The sequence below is a fragment of the Sandaracinaceae bacterium genome (assembly GCA_016706685.1).
Classification (GTDB): Bacteria; Myxococcota_A; Polyangia; order Polyangiales; family Houyiibacteriaceae; genus JADJJE01.
The window spans coordinates 299,982-313,453 of record JADJJE010000004.1 but is presented as its reverse complement, the minus strand read 5'-3'; the positions used below and the strand labels follow the sequence as shown (position 1 = coordinate 313,453).

14 protein-coding genes are annotated in these 13,472 nt (G+C 69.8%); 7 read left to right on the top strand and 7 right to left on the bottom strand.

Annotated features, from left to right (window positions below; genetic code table 11):
• From IPI43_09170 to IPI43_09155, 4 genes are all read left to right on the top strand, one after another.
• Positions 1–267: a hypothetical protein gene (locus IPI43_09170; GenBank protein MBK7774299.1), complete on the top strand. Its 267-nt coding sequence runs from the start codon at positions 1–3 to the stop codon at positions 265–267.
• Positions 268–337: 70 nt separating this feature from the next.
• Positions 338–1,636 (top strand): dihydroorotase, encoded by a 1,299-nt coding sequence (locus IPI43_09165; protein ID MBK7774298.1) that lies wholly within the window; start codon positions 338–340, stop codon positions 1,634–1,636.
• Entirely contained in the window at positions 1,633–2,763 is a 1,131-nt protein-coding gene (carA, locus tag IPI43_09160) for a glutamine-hydrolyzing carbamoyl-phosphate synthase small subunit (GenBank protein MBK7774297.1), read from the top strand. The genes IPI43_09165 and carA overlap by 4 nt, the downstream gene beginning before the upstream one ends.
• The gene (locus tag IPI43_09155) at positions 2,760–3,182 is read left to right on the top strand and encodes a hypothetical protein (GenBank protein ID MBK7774296.1); all 423 of its coding nucleotides are present in this window, start codon (positions 2,760–2,762) and stop codon (positions 3,180–3,182) included. Before carA ends, IPI43_09155 begins: the two co-directional genes overlap by 4 nt.
• Positions 3,183–3,196: 14 nt before the next feature.
• On the opposite strand, the gene IPI43_09150 is transcribed toward IPI43_09155, so the two are convergent.
• Both IPI43_09150 and IPI43_09145 read right to left on the bottom strand, forming a co-directional pair.
• Positions 3,197–4,936 carry a dynamin family protein gene (locus tag IPI43_09150; protein ID MBK7774295.1) on the bottom strand — a complete coding sequence of 580 codons (1,740 nt, stop codon included), beginning with the start codon at positions 4,934–4,936 and terminating at the stop codon, positions 3,197–3,199.
• Positions 4,937–4,943: 7 nt separating this feature from the next.
• On the bottom strand, positions 4,944–5,876 hold the full coding sequence (locus IPI43_09145; GenBank protein ID MBK7774294.1) for a M48 family metallopeptidase: 933 nt from the start codon (positions 5,874–5,876) through the stop codon (positions 4,944–4,946).
• Positions 5,877–6,024: 148 nt separating this feature from the next.
• Here IPI43_09145 and IPI43_09140 point away from each other — a divergent pair, with 148 nt between their 5' ends.
• The gene (locus IPI43_09140; protein ID MBK7774293.1) at positions 6,025–7,080 is read left to right on the top strand and encodes a 3-oxoacyl-ACP synthase; all 1,056 of its coding nucleotides are present in this window, start codon (positions 6,025–6,027) and stop codon (positions 7,078–7,080) included.
• Positions 7,081–7,104: 24 nt separating this feature from the next.
• Here the strand turns inward: IPI43_09140 and IPI43_09135 are convergent, their stop codons facing one another.
• The 4 genes from IPI43_09135 to IPI43_09120 are packed head-to-tail and all read right to left on the bottom strand — an operon-like array spanning position 7,105 to position 10,846.
• Positions 7,105–7,545: a CoA-binding protein gene (locus IPI43_09135; GenBank protein ID MBK7774292.1), complete on the bottom strand. Its 441-nt coding sequence runs from the start codon at positions 7,543–7,545 to the stop codon at positions 7,105–7,107.
• 57 nt (positions 7,546–7,602) lie between these two features.
• Positions 7,603–8,799 (bottom strand): FHA domain-containing protein, encoded by a 1,197-nt coding sequence (locus IPI43_09130; protein MBK7774291.1) that lies wholly within the window; start codon positions 8,797–8,799, stop codon positions 7,603–7,605.
• Positions 8,796–10,088, bottom strand: a complete 1,293-nt coding sequence (locus IPI43_09125) for a dipeptidase (GenBank protein MBK7774290.1) — start codon at positions 10,086–10,088, stop codon at positions 8,796–8,798. Before IPI43_09125 ends, IPI43_09130 begins: the two co-directional genes overlap by 4 nt.
• Positions 10,089–10,120: 32 nt before the next feature.
• Positions 10,121–10,846, bottom strand: coding sequence for a DUF1361 domain-containing protein (locus tag IPI43_09120; protein MBK7774289.1), 726 nt, complete (start codon positions 10,844–10,846; stop codon positions 10,121–10,123).
• Between IPI43_09120 and IPI43_09115 the strand changes: the two genes are divergently transcribed.
• Positions 10,845–11,735 (top strand): SDR family oxidoreductase, encoded by an 891-nt coding sequence (locus IPI43_09115; protein MBK7774288.1) that lies wholly within the window; start codon positions 10,845–10,847, stop codon positions 11,733–11,735. The two genes, IPI43_09120 and IPI43_09115, sit on opposite strands and share 2 nt — an antisense overlap.
• A 2-nt stretch (positions 11,736–11,737) precedes the next feature.
• On the opposite strand, the gene IPI43_09110 is transcribed toward IPI43_09115, so the two are convergent.
• On the bottom strand, positions 11,738–11,917 hold the full coding sequence (locus IPI43_09110; GenBank protein ID MBK7774287.1) for a hypothetical protein: 180 nt from the start codon (positions 11,915–11,917) through the stop codon (positions 11,738–11,740).
• Between the two features lie 235 nt (positions 11,918–12,152).
• Between IPI43_09110 and IPI43_09105 the strand changes: the two genes are divergently transcribed.
• Positions 12,153–13,406: a hypothetical protein gene (locus IPI43_09105; GenBank protein MBK7774286.1), complete on the top strand. Its 1,254-nt coding sequence runs from the start codon at positions 12,153–12,155 to the stop codon at positions 13,404–13,406.
• Positions 13,407–13,472 lie beyond the last annotated feature (66 nt).

Below are 13,472 nucleotides of genomic sequence, written 5' to 3'. Positions count from 1 at the left end.
ATGCGGATCTCCAACAGCTTCTCCGAGGGCGAAATCCAAGTCCTCGAGTTCATTCTCCAGACTCTGCTTCGCGGCGGGTCTCCCCACCTCGCCACGCGCAACAAGGACTTCGCGTCGGTCTACCGCAAGGTCATGACCATGAAGAAGCGCGTGCACGAGAAGAAGGACGCGGACGTGCTGGCGCACTCCTCGGTCGGCACCATCGCCTCGCCGCGTGACGAGAGCGACGACGCGACCGACGCGGCCGCGAGCGCCAAGGTCGGCTGAGCAGACGCATCCCGCGTGTTGGTGCGGGGCAGCTTGACTTGCCCCTGCCCCTCACGTAATCGCGAGGCCCATGCTGCTCCTTCTCGGTGGCCGCGTGCTCGACCCCTCCACCGGTCGAGACGAGACGGCGGATGTGGTGGTCGACGCGGGGCGTATCCTTCGGGTGGGGCCAGGCGCCGCGGGTGAGTTTGCCGGGCTCGACCAGGTCGAGCGCATCGACTGCACCGGCAAGTGGGTGGTGCCTGGGTTCATCGACCTGCACGTGCATCTGCGCGAGCCGGGCCATGAATACAAGGAAGACTTGGCGTCGGGCCTCGCGGCCGCGGCGGCAGGCGGCTTCACCACGGTGTGCCCCATGGCCAACACCAAGCCCTGCAACGACAACCGCGCCATCACCGAGATGATGATGAGCGGGGCCAAGTCGGTGGGGCGCGGCGTGCGGCTGCTGCCCTTCGGCGCGCTCACCAAGGGCCTGGCCGGCGAAGAGCTCGCCGAGATGGGCGACATGCGCAAAGCCGGCGCCATCGGCGTGAGCGACGACGGCCGCTGCGTGATGAACGCCGCGGTCATGCGCCGCGCGCTCGAGTACGCCAGCACCTTCGACCTGCTGGTGTCGCAGCACGCCGAAGACCACCACATGACCGAGGGCGCGCAGATGCACGAGGGCGAGATCTCCACGCGCCTCGGCCTGCGGGGCTGGCCGCGCGAGGCGGAAGACATCATCGTGGCGCGCGACCTCATCCTGGTGGAGCGCACGCGGGCTCGCTACCACGTGGCGCACATCTCCAGCATGGGCGCGGTGCGCTTGATTCGTGAGGCCAAGTCGCGTGGGCTGCGGGTGTCCGCCGAGGTCACGCCGCACCACCTCACCATGACCGAGCAGGCGCTCGTCACGTACGACACGCACTGCAAGGTGAACCCGCCGCTGCGCTCGGAAGAAGACCGCGCGGCGCTCATCGCGGCCCTGGCCGACGGCACCATCGACTGCATCGCCACCGACCATGCGCCGCACTCCTCGCTCGAGAAGGACTGCGAGTTCTCGGCGGCGTCGGTGGGCATCAACGGCCTCGAGACGGCCATCGCCAGCACGCTCGCGTTGGTGCGCAGCGGTCACCTCAGCCCCATGCGCTGGGTGGACTCGCTGTCGCTCGCGCCCGCCAAGCTGGTGCCCGACCTGGACGCCGGCACGCTGCGGGCTGGCGCGCGGGCGGACATCACCGTCATCGACCCCGACCGTCGCTGGACCGTCACGCGAGAAGCGCTACGCTCGAAGTCGTTCAACACCCCCCTGCTGAACCACGAAGTCACGGGCGGCGTCCACCGGACCATCGCCGCGGGGCAAGTCGTGTACGAGGCGCCCCGCTCATGACCACCACCACGCAGACCACGCCCAAGAAGGCGCACCTGGCCCTGGCCGACGGAACCATCTTCACCGGCATCTCGGTGGGCGCCGAGGGCGAGACCACCGGCGAGGCCGTGTTCACCACCGGCATGACGGGCTACCAAGAGGTGCTGACCGACCCTTCGTACTGCGGGCAGATCGTCACCATGACGGCGCCCCAGATCGGGAACACGGGCATCAACGACGAGGACCCTGAGACCGACCGCCCCTACCTCGCGGGCTTCATCATGCGTGAGCTGTCGCCCGTGGTGAGCAACTGGCGCTCCAACCGCTCGCTGCACGACTACCTGGTGCAGCACGGCATCGTGGGCCTCGCCAACATCGACACGCGCGCGCTCACGCGGCACATCCGCGACAACGGCGCGCAGACCGGCGTCATCGGCACGGGTGACCCGGCCGCGTTGGTGCAGAAGGCCAAGGCCGCGCCCTCCATGGACGGGCTGGACCTCACCGGGCACGTCACCACGGCCACGCGCTACGAGTGGACCGAGTCGGGCACCCCCTGGACCACGCAGGCCGCCAGCAACCGTCACCACGTGGTGGCCGTGGACTTCGGCATCAAGCGCAACATCCTGCGCTGCCTGGTGGACGCGGGCTGCAAGGTGACCGTGGTCCCCGCGCGCACCTCGGCGGCAGACATCCTGGCCATGAAGCCCAGCGGCGTGTTCCTGTCCAACGGCCCGGGCGACCCGGCCGCCGCCACGTATGCCATCGAGACCATCCAGCAGCTCATCGGCAAGACGCCGCTGTTCGGCATCTGCCTCGGGCACCAGCTGCTGGGCCTCGCGCTCGGCTGCAAGACCTACAAGCTGAAGTTCGGGCACCGCGGGCTCAACCAGCCCGTGAAGGACCTGAGCACCGGGCGCATCGAGATCACCACCCAGAACCACGGCTTCGCGGTGGACGTGGACTCCATGGGCGGCAAGGCCACCATGACGCACGTGCACCTCAACGACGGCACCTGCCAGGGCTTCGAACACACCGAGACGGGCTCCTTCGCGGTGCAGTACCACCCCGAGGCGGCCGCTGGCCCGCACGACTCGCGCTACCTCTTCGAGCGCTTCATCGAGCGGATGAACGCCGCGAGCGCATGAGCACGCCGGGGGAGGCCAGGTCGCGACCACGGCGCCCTCTGGGGGGCGCTCGGTTACGGCAGCGGCTGGCCCTCCTGCTGTTCACGTTGGCGCTGCTGAGCGGCTGCCGTGCCTACGTGCCCACGCCCGACGCACGCAACCTGCTGGTGCAGGGCGTGGCTGCGGGCTCGCTCACGGTGGAGAACCGCACGCCGGACCTGGTCTGCTACGCGTACATCACGCAGGACGCTGCCACCTGGGGCGAGGACCGGTTGCCGCCCGCCGAGGTGATCGACCCCGACAGCGCGCGCCACTTCGAGGTGGGTGAGGGGACGTGGCGCGTGCGCTTGGAAGACTGCTCGCGGCGCGCCGTGTTCCAGCGTGAAGACCTGGTGGTGGGGCCCGAGGGAACCGCCATTCGGCTATTCGCTCGGGAGTAGCAGCGTCCCTCCCGCTATGCCCAGAGCGACGCGCGCAGCTTCTCCATGTGGCTGCGCTCGTCGGCCAGCTGCACCAGCGTCATGCCGGTCCCCGAGCTGAGCTCGGCCAGCGCGCCCTCGCCGCGGCTGCGGGCGTCACGGGCACCGCGGATGAGTTCGGCCACGCTGCGCGTCATCTCGGCGTTGGCCTGTGCCACGAAGTCGGTCAGCCGCTTGCCGAACTCGTCGATGCGAGCATCGAAAGCGTCGGCCATCTTGGCGGCGGCGTCTTCCACCACCTTCGGCGCCTCGGCCTTGGCGCGCTCCTTGGTCTGCTTCTCGGCGCGCCCGCGGAAGATGTAGGCCAGCACCGGCGCGGCCAGCGCCATGGCCCCACCCACCACGATGTTGCTCAGCACCATGAGCGTGACGCCGAAGGCGCCCACGGCGAACACGGACACGTCATAAGCCAGCGTGTTCACCGCCAGGTCGAGCGCGGGGCCGCCCTCCCCCAGCGACTGGCGCAGGCGCTCCGCCTGGGTCTTGGCGTCCTCACTGACGAACGCGATGGCTTCCTCGGCCACGCGCTCGAGGCGCTTGGCTATCTCTTCCGCCTGATCCTCGGCGAAGCCCCGGAAGCGCGCCTCGATGAAGCCGGCCAGGTGCGCCTGCAGGTCCTTCGCGTCCGCGGCGTCGATCTCGCCGGGCAGGGACTGCGCGAAGCTGCGCCCGAAGCTGGTGACATCGGCGCGCACCAGCGCCTTCACGGCGGCGATGTTCTCGCGGATGCGCGCGCTGCGCTGAGCGATGCGTTCGTCGCTGGCGTCCAAGTCGGCCTCGAGCGCGCCCAGGCGGCGCGTGAGCTCGGACGTCTCCATCTTGAGCGCGCGCTGCTGCACCTCGATGCTGGCCACCAGGGTCTGCGCTGCGCGGATGCCAGCCTCGAGGCCGTTGTCGATGAGCACGCGCCCGCGCTCCTCGCGCAGGTAACGGGTGAGGAACTCGCTCAGCTCCGCGAGCCCGGAGTCCGGCTGGCCTTCGAGGGCCCGCTCGGCGCTGATGCCGAAGACGCGCGGCTGGGGCACCAGCTTGGCCAGGTTGGTGCGCGCGTAGGCCAGCGCCTCTTCCTTCTCGTCAGCGTCCAGCAGGTCCATCTTGTTGATGACGAACACCACCTTGTCGCGGCTGCCGCTCAGCAGCTTGCCCACGATGAACTGGCGCTCGCTCTCTTTCAGGATCTGCCCGGCATCCAGCAGGAAGAGCACGGCGTCTGCCTTCGGAATGTACTCGTAGGTGATCTCGGCGCGCGCGTCGTTCAAGTCGTTGACGCCCGGGGTGTCGACGAGGATCACGCCCTCGCCCAGCACCGTGTTCGGGTACTCGAGGTCCAGGTGCTGCACGCCGTCGGCCATGGCCGAGCCGCCCACCTCGTAGTCCGCCAGGTTCTCGAAGGGCACCGACTCTTCGGTGCCATCGGTGCGGACCGCCGTGGCGCTGCGCTCGGCCCCGTGCCGAATGCGGTGGATGACGGCCGTGGTGGGCGTGACGCCCGAGGGCAGCACCGGGCCGCCCAGCAGCGCGTTCACGAAGGTGGTCTTGCCGTGGTTGAACTCGCCCAGCACCACCAGGTGGAAGCGCTCGTCGCGCAGCCGCGCGATGCGGTCCTGCTCGAGGGTCTTGGCCATGGTGGTGGCACCGGCGCTCTTGGCCAGGCGCGCCACGTTGCGAAGCCGCTGGAGCGCCTCGGATTTCAGCTCGGAGTAGTCTACTGCCACGTGTACCTCAGGGGTTCCCGCTCTCGGGCCGCGGCGCCTGGTCCAGCGTCGGGTCCGCAATCTCGATGATGCGCGAGGTGCGCGCGTCGACCTCGGCCATGTCCACGCCGCCCTGCCCGAGGCCCACCGCCTCGCGGTACAGCGCGCTCTCGGCGAACACCTTGAGCGCGTGGATGCGCTTGGGCAGATACGGGTGCGTGGCGAAGGCCTCTTGGTAGCGCCCCAGGTTGCCGCGCGCGTCCTCGAATTGCTGGAGGTACACGTCGAGGTCGATCTGGTCGTAGAGCTTCTGGCTGCCGCAGGCCAGCTTCAGGAAGCTGCGCGTGGCGCTGCGCAGGTCGCGGCTGCACAGGAGCCCTGCCCTATCACACGTGATCTCCGCGCGGCGCGACCAGGTGGCCAGCGCGATCTCGGCCGGCGCGATGATCCAGCGCAGGAAGATGGCGGCGCTGGTCTTGAGCACGCGCAGCACGGTGCCGTACACCACGTGCCGGTTCTGGATGTGGCCCATCTCGTGGCCGATCACGAAGCGCAGCTCGTCGTCGTCGAACTGGTCCACCAGCGCTGCGTGCACCACGATGAACGCGTCTTGGTTGGTGCCGAAGGTGTAGGCGTTGATGACCGGGCTGTTGGCCACGTAGAGCTTGGGCAGCGCGATGCCCAGCGTGTCCGCGCAGCCCTTGGCGATGTGGTGTAGGTGCGGGATCTGCTTGTCGGTGACACGCAGCATGGTGCCCAGCTGCTGCGCGTCCATGAGCTGGGCGCTCGCCCGCACCACCGAGGCCGCCGCGAGCTCCACAGGGCGCATGCGCTCGAAGGCCCGCAGCATGGCCACGTCGGCCGAGAAGGCATAGTCCGGCGCGCCGCTGGGCCGCACCGCCGCCCCACCCTGCGATTGGGAGCGAACGTAGCTCTGGAAGTCGGGGGGCGGGTTGGGCATGCGGAGGAAGGTACGCGCGGCGTCCAGCGATCTATCCCGACAACGCGCGAGCACGCAACCTTGCTCCCTCGGGCCTTACTTTTCCGGGCCAGGGCCGTTCACCCGCGTAGCGTTGCCAGCTGGCAAGATGTGGGTAAGGAGACCACACATGGCTGGAATCACCATCGTCGGCACGGGGCACTACGTCCCCGGAGTTCCCATCCCCAACGCGCACCTCACGCGGGTCATGGACACCGACGACGAGTGGATCAAGCAGCGCACGGGCATCGAGCAGCGGCACTTCGTGGCCGAGGGCGAGGGCGTCAGCGACCTGGCGTTGATCGCGGCGCGGCGTGCCCTCAAGGCCGCCAACATGGAGCCCGAGGAGATTGACTACATCATCTTCGCGACCATGACGCCCGAGCACATCTTCCCCGGCTCGGGCGGCCTCCTGGGTGCGAAGCTGGGCATCCCGCGCGTGCCGGCTCTAGACATCCGGCAGCAGTGCGCGGCCATGCCCTACGCGTTCCAGGTGGCCAACGGCTTGGTGATGGGCGGCGAGGCCACCAACGTGCTCATCCTGGGCGCCGACGCGCACGCGGGCTTCATGCCGTGGGACGACTGGGACGTGCTCACCGGCGAGGCCGACCGCGAGATCACGGAAGACGCGCGCGCCAAGGGCACCCGGCACCGCAACCTGGCCGTGCTGTTTGGGGACGGCGCGGCGGCGCTGGTGGTGAAGCGCGCCCCCGAGGGCTCGGGTTACCTGGGCACCGAGGTGCACACCGATGGCCGCCTGTTCGACCGCATCTACATCGCCAGCGGCGGCTTCAAGACGCGCCCGTACTTCACGCCGGAGATGTTCGAACGCGAAGAGCACATTCCGCGCATGCTGGGCGCCGACCTGATGAAGACCGCGGTCACCGAGCTCAACCGCGTGGTGCGCTCGCTCACCGAGAAGCACGGCATCTCGCTCGACCAGGTGGACTGGTTCGTGGCGCACCAGGCCAACGACCGCATCAACGCGGCCGTGCAGAAGGCGCTGGGCATCCCGGCCGAGAAGGTGCCCAGCAACATCGCGCGCTTCGGGAACACGTCGGCGGCCACCATCGGCATCCTGCTGGACGAGATGCTGCGCGACGGGCGGGCCAAGTCCGGCCAGCTGATCTGCTTCTTCGCGCTGGGCTCGGGCCTCAACTGGGGTGCCACGCTCATTCGGCTCTGAGCGGCGCCGCTCCACGCGTGCAGGTCAGAGGCGCGCGCGCCGGTGCTCCACCATGATGCAGCGGTCCTGCACCACGGCGATGCCTGCCTTGGCGAGCGTGAGCGCGGCTTCGTCGTCGCGGATGCCGGACTGCATCCACACGCACTTCGGCCGCATGGCGATGAGCGCCGGCACGTGGTCCGCCACGTCCTCGGAGCGGCGGAACACCACGCAGATGTCGATGTCGCGCAAGCGGCGCAGGTCGCGCTCCACCGGGAGCCCGAGGATCTCCTTCACCTCGGGGTAGTAGACCGGCACCGGGATCACCTCGATGCCCACGGAGTCGAGGTACGCAGGCACGTAGTACGCCGGTTGGTCGCGGTGCGAGTCGGGCTTGATGCCCAGGACGGCCACGCGGCGCGCGTCGAGAGCCAGCACGCCAATCTGAGCGGGCTCGGTGATGAGGAGGGGATGGGGGGATGTCATCGCCCGTAAGCGTGGACGCCACGGCACCCGCCCGCAACGGCCCGCACGCGCGCCGGGTCAGCCGCCCGAGGCCGCCACCGCCAGCGTCTCGGTCTTGCCGTCGGGATACACCGCGATGGCCCAGCTCTCGGGCTCGTAGGGCCCGCCCGGCACGCCGGCATTCCAGTCCAGGTTGAGCCACAGGCGGCAGTCTCCCGCGGGGCGGAAGTGGATGCCGTTCACGCGCTGGCGCAGCTCGCGGTCGGTGAGCGCGCGGTAGTGCGTGTCCAGCCGCGCGCGCACGTCCTCGGCCTCGGCGTCCAGGCACACCTCGGGGTACGCGTGCCCACCCTCGGGGCCGTTCATCATGACGATGCGCGTGCGCCCGCCGATGGCGGTGATCATGGACGCCACCACGATGGCGAAGTCGTCGCAGTCCCCCACGAAGCTGTTGTCGATGGTCTCGCTGGCCTGCGCGAAGTACTCGCTGCCTTGCGGGTCGTTCACGTAGCGCCACTGGCCGCGCACGTGGCTCCACACGGCCGCCACCTGCTCCACGCTGAACGAGCCCTGCTCGCCCGCCGCCACCCGGGCCGCCGCGTTCCGCACGATGGGGTTGCTGCTGTCCATGGAGGCCACGATGCGGTCCCGCGAGTGCACGCGCACCGACAGCTCCTCGTCGCTGGTGGACCGCGGGCCAATGGGCTGAAGCTGCTCGCGCACGACGCGCGCGCGCTCCTCGCCGCCGTTCTGCCAGACCCACAGGCCGATGCCTCCCGCGATGGCCAGCATCACGAGTGATCCGAGCACGCCTCCCACACGAGAGCCGCCCTTCCCCTGTGCGCGAGCCTCCGGCGGCGGCTTCTTGCCCACGATGAGAGCGGTGTGGCACTTGATGCACGCGAGGGTGCCGCCGTCGAATCCATGCGGGATGAGCCCGGTCTGCCCGCACGCGCCGCAGATGTACTTGCGGCCGGGGATGCTCATGCCGAGGATGGTGTCGCCCGCCGCGCCCTTGCGCAGAAAGCCGTAGAGGTTGGGGTGGCCCCACGGAAACGAGACGGCCCCGAGCCGCAGGTCATCCCCGGGGCGGATCTCCATCTGCGTGATGCGTTGGCCACTGACCCACGTGCCGTTGGCGCTGCCCAGGTCTTCCACGAGCAGCACCGCCCCGTGCCACGTCAGGCGGGCATGGCGACCGGACACCGTTCCGTCGCTGATGACCAACCCGCAGTCCCGCGACCGTCCAACGACAATTTGATGGCTGTCTGTCATTCCGTGGGCTCGGCGTGCTGTGCCTCCAGCACCCTCAGCACATTCTCGCCGAAAACGGCCGCCACGGGGAGCTGACGTGCTTCGAGCGCCGCTCGCAGCGCGCCCAGGTCGGAGACGTCTTCCATTCCAGCGGGGAGCTCCCCCACCCCGTCGAAGTCCGAGCCGAGGCACGCCGCCCCCGGGCCAGCCACCTCCACCACGTGCGCGATGTGGTCCGCCAGGCGCTCGAGGGTTGGGTACCGCAGCGCAGGGTCCAGGCGCTGGGCCAGCTCGCGCGCCGCGGAGGAGCGCGCGCGGTAGTGGGTGTGCTCTTCTTGCAGGGCGGCGAACTCCTCGGGGTGCTGACGCTGCACGCGGCGCCGGCCGGCGCGGTAGTCGGCGTCCAGGAACTGCGCGTAGAAGTTCAGGCACACCGCCCCGCCGTTGCTGGCGATGCGGCGGATCATGGCGTCGGAGACGTTGCGCGGGTGCGCGGCGAGGTCGCGGCAGGAGCTGTGCGACGCGAGCACCGGGCGCGTGGTGACGCCCAGGATGTCTTCGAAGGTGGCGTCACTCACGTGCGAGACATCCACGATCATGCCGAGCGTGTTGAGCTCGGCCACCAGGGTACGGCCCGCGTCGGTCAGCCCCATCAGCGGCTGGCGCCCGGTGGAGCTGTGGCCGAAGTCGTTGTCGGTGGACCAGGTGATGGTCATGTAGCGCACGCCACGCCGGTAGAGCTGGCGCGTGCGGTCGAGGGCCTCCTCGACGTCGCTCGTGCCGAGCCCGTGCGCGCCTTCCACGCCCATCAGGATGGCTGCCTTGCCTGCCGCAAACGCCGCGCGCACCTCGGCGCTGGTGGTGCAGAGCGCGGCCTGCTCCGGGTGGTCCCGCACCAGCTCTTCCACGGCGCCGATCAGCGACAGGGTCCGCCGCCAGGCGCGCTCCCCACGGTACTTGCGGGGGTCCACCCAAATGCTGAGGAACACGCCACCGAGGCCGCCCTCCTGCATGCGCACCAGGTCCACGTGGCCATCAGGGAGCCGTTGGGAGAGGTCGGCGTCCTCATCCAGCATGCGCTGGGTGGTGTCCGAGTGCGTGTCGATGGCCAAGATGCGCGCTGGCGCCGGCGCGGGCTCGGTCACTGGGGGCTCGGCCGGCGGAGGCTCCGGGATCACGGGCACGGCGGGAGGCTGTGGGTCGCTCTCGGTCCCTGTCCCAGAACAGCCCGTTCCCGCCAGCAGCAGCGCCGCCACGGGGAACCACCGGGCGAAGCGTCGGCGAACGGGGTGCGGGCAAAGGCTCGACATCGGCGGGGGTGTACTCCGGCGCCGCGGCACCATCAAGAAGGGGCGTAGGTCTCGGGAGGCGTCTCGGAACTGGCGGCGACGATCCCCCGTGGGCCGTGCTGCCGCCCCCAGTAGGCCACGTAGCTGGCGAAGACGATGGCGCCGAAGACCACGCTCACGCCCCACGGCCGCGCGTGAGTCACGTCGCTGGCCACGCTGGCCAACACGCCCAGCGGACGGGTGAAGAGGTCCCAGCTGTTCCAACGCAAGAAGCGCCCCAGGTAGATGGCGTAGCCGCTCAGCGCCGAGATGAGCAGCACCAGAGCCCACGCCGCGCGGGCGCTCACGTGGCGGCGCAGCACGCGATGCACGATCTCGAGGGAGGCCAGCCCCACGAAGAGGCCCGCCAGCGCCAGCGTCGCGAAGAAGGCCACGTCGTACCAGAGCGGCACGGGCGCCCGGTGCCGCAGGTGCACCAAGTCGGTCACCAAGTACGGGGCGTTCGGGAAGAACGCTAGCCAGGCCACACCGAGGAGGGACGCGCTGCCCAGCCGAGAGGCGCGCTCGAGGCCCAGCGCCAGGGCGAGCGGCACCCACGCCAGGAACAGGTTCCAGGCGAACACCAGGAAGACGGAATTCTGAGTGAAGACCACGCGGGCCACCAGCAACGCGAGCGCCAGCACACTGAACAGGCCGAGAGGGAGGATGCGCAGGAAGAGCATGCCGAGAGCGTGGCGGTGGGACGTGGCGTGCACCGGGCGCCAACGAGGAGAATTCATGGCGGCATTCCCGGATGCACGAAGCGGGCACCTGGGATACACCCGCACGGTGGACGCCGAATTGCGCGACAAGGTGATCGTGGTGACGGGCGCGGGCCGGGGCATCGGGCTCGCGTGCGCCACGCTCTTGGCGCGGCTCGGGGCGCGGCTGGTGCTGAACGACCTGGGCTGCGACGAAGCCGGCGAGGGCGCGGATCCCGAGCTGATCGCGCGGGCGGCCGCTGGGCTCTCGGCCTCTGCCGACGTGCTGCCCGATGCGCGCGACGTGTGTGACCCCGACGCCGCCACGGCGCTCACCGAGCTGGCCGTGAGCCGCTTCGGGCGGCTCGATGGGGTGCTGGCCTGTGCTGGCGTCACGCAGCGCGCTCGCTTTGCCCGCACCACCCCGGAGCAACGGCAGCGGGTGTTCGCAGTGGGCGTCGAGGCGCCACTCGCGCTCACCCAAGCCGCCCATGCGCCCATGCAGCGCGGCGGTGGCGGCAGCGTGGTGGTGATGACCGGCGGCGCCGCATTCCAGGGGCAGCGCCGCGACCTGGCGGCCACGATGGCGCAGGCCGCGCTGGTGGGCATGGTGCGCACTGCAGCCCTCGAGCTGCGGCCGGACGGCGTGCGCGTGAACGCGGTGGCCCCCACGGCGCTCACGCGGCAGACGGCCGACCTGCCGCTGTTCCAGAAGGGCAGCGCGCGTCTCACGCCTGATCACGTGGCGCCTTTGGTGGCGTTCCTGCTGTCGGATCAAAGTCGAGACGTGTCGGGCCAGGTGCTCGGCATCGCCGGCTCACGCTTCTTCGCCCACCGCGCCTTGGAGACCGACGGCTACTTCGGCGACACGGACGCGGCGCTGACGCTCGACGAGATCCGCGAGCACTGGGACATGGCCACGCGCTGAGCTCAGAGGTCGATGATGACCACGCCGCGCTCGCCGGCGTCGGGGTCGCGACCAGGATCATCCAGCTGCGGCATCGGCGGACGCCGAGGCGGCATGGGGAGCTGAATGGCGGGCTGGTCGCGGATGGACCGCTCCCGCTCTTCACGCTGCCGAATCTGGTCGATGATGAACGGTGGAAGCACGATGTTGTTCGTTCGGTGTTCACTATACCAAGCGCGGTGTAGGGAACAACATTCACACTATGTTTTTCTCGGGCAGGCTCTGACAGACGCCCTGATGCTTGAGTCGTGTACCGATGGGAAACGTTTCGCGACCGGTGGTGTCGGTGTTGTAGGTTCGTTGTCACGCATGTGGAATCCGTTCGCCAAAAGGGCCCTTTCCGGGGCGCGCTCGTGCCGCCCCGGCTGGGGCAGCGCCTTGCTGGCATGCGCCATCACGCTGGCTGTGGGCACCCCGCTGGCCCAAGCCCAACAGGAATACGCGCCCGACAACACCGAGTGGAACGGGCTGAGCGAGCTGATGGCGCTGGCCGAAGAGAACCACATCGAAGTCGACACGCCGGCCGACCTGGACCTTGGTGCGCTCGAGTCCACCGACGCGATCGTGATCCTCTTCCCGGGCAGCGCGCTCCCACCGGGCCTCGGCGGCTTCATGGCCGAGGGCGGGCGCGTGGCCATCGCCGACGACTTCGGGGCGGCGGGGGACTTCCTCACCAGCTTCGGTATCCGTCGTCAGGCTACTTCGGCCAGCGGTCTGCGGGGCAACCCCAACCTGCCCATCGCCGCCCCTCGGGGGTCCCATCCCATCACCGCCGGCGTCAGCGCGTTGGTCACCAACCACCCCACCACCCTGCATCATCCCGAGCTGGTGCCGGTGTTCTCGGTGGGCGACCCGCCCGAAGCGGTGGTGCTGGCGGGGGCCGTCAGCTCGGGCCGGCTGATTGTGCTGGGCGACCCCAGCGTGCTCATCAACAACATGATGCAGTTTCGAGGAAACAAGCGTTTCGCTCTGAATCTACTTCAGTATTTGACCTCCAATGGCGGCTCCGGAAAGGTCTACTTGATGTTGCCTGAGGCCACGCTCCACGGGCGCTTCGGCACGCTGAACGCCGACCGGCCGCTGGAGCGGACGCGCCTCGCACTGACACGGGCCACCGCGCTGGACCTGCCGGATGTCATGGTGCGCATGCTGGCCGGGGCCATCGCGGCCATCCTCTTGTTGTTCGCCGCGTCCGCCCTGCCGCGCACGTCCCCGTATCAAAGGAGCATCTTCCTGCCCTCGCCGCCCACCAAGCTGGGTGGCACCGGCGGTCGGCTCGACCAGTTGCGCGGGAGCGGCGATGCGCTGCCCTCCGCGCTGGTCTACCGCATGGAGCTGCTGGTGGAGCTGCGTCGTCGCCTGCGGCTCCACCCGGACACCGCCACCCCGCACGTGCTGCGCGCGCTGACCACGGCCGGGCTGCCACCCAAGCTGGTGGCCGCAGGTGGGAGCACGCTGCGGCGCCTCGACCGCCTGGCCGACCAAGTGGACCGCCCCCAACGCCCCCCTCGGCTCAGCCGGGCCACGCTCGCTTCCATGGTAGAACAAGGCGAGGCGCTGCTGCGCGCATTGCCAGAGCCGAGCACCACCACGGGCCCGCTGGGCCACTCCACCCCCGAACTCGCCGGATGACCCACCTGTGAACGACCCCGCTCACGCGCTCGCGCGTCCTCACACCCCCGCCATCCCGGCAGACCT

Excerpts from the sequence above, each read along its gene's own strand:
- IPI43_09170 (MBK7774299.1), top strand. The coding sequence starts at position 1 with ATGCGGATCTCCAACAGCTTCTCCGAGGGCGAAATCCAAGTCCTCGAG.
- IPI43_09165 (MBK7774298.1), top strand. The coding sequence starts at position 338 with ATGCTGCTCCTTCTCGGTGGCCGCGTGCTCGACCCCTCCACCGGTCGA.
- carA (MBK7774297.1), top strand. The coding sequence starts at position 1,633 with ATGACCACCACCACGCAGACCACGCCCAAGAAGGCGCACCTGGCCCTG.
- IPI43_09155 (MBK7774296.1), top strand. The coding sequence starts at position 2,760 with ATGAGCACGCCGGGGGAGGCCAGGTCGCGACCACGGCGCCCTCTGGGG.
- IPI43_09145 (MBK7774294.1), bottom strand. The coding sequence starts at position 5,876 with ATGCCCAACCCGCCCCCCGACTTCCAGAGCTACGTTCGCTCCCAATCG.
- IPI43_09140 (MBK7774293.1), top strand. The coding sequence starts at position 6,025 with ATGGCTGGAATCACCATCGTCGGCACGGGGCACTACGTCCCCGGAGTT.
- IPI43_09135 (MBK7774292.1), bottom strand. The coding sequence starts at position 7,545 with ATGACATCCCCCCATCCCCTCCTCATCACCGAGCCCGCTCAGATTGGC.
- IPI43_09130 (MBK7774291.1), bottom strand. The coding sequence starts at position 8,799 with ATGACAGACAGCCATCAAATTGTCGTTGGACGGTCGCGGGACTGCGGG.
- IPI43_09125 (MBK7774290.1), bottom strand. The coding sequence starts at position 10,088 with ATGTCGAGCCTTTGCCCGCACCCCGTTCGCCGACGCTTCGCCCGGTGG.
- IPI43_09115 (MBK7774288.1), top strand. The coding sequence starts at position 10,845 with ATGGCGGCATTCCCGGATGCACGAAGCGGGCACCTGGGATACACCCGC.
- IPI43_09120 (MBK7774289.1), bottom strand. The coding sequence starts at position 10,846 with ATGAATTCTCCTCGTTGGCGCCCGGTGCACGCCACGTCCCACCGCCAC.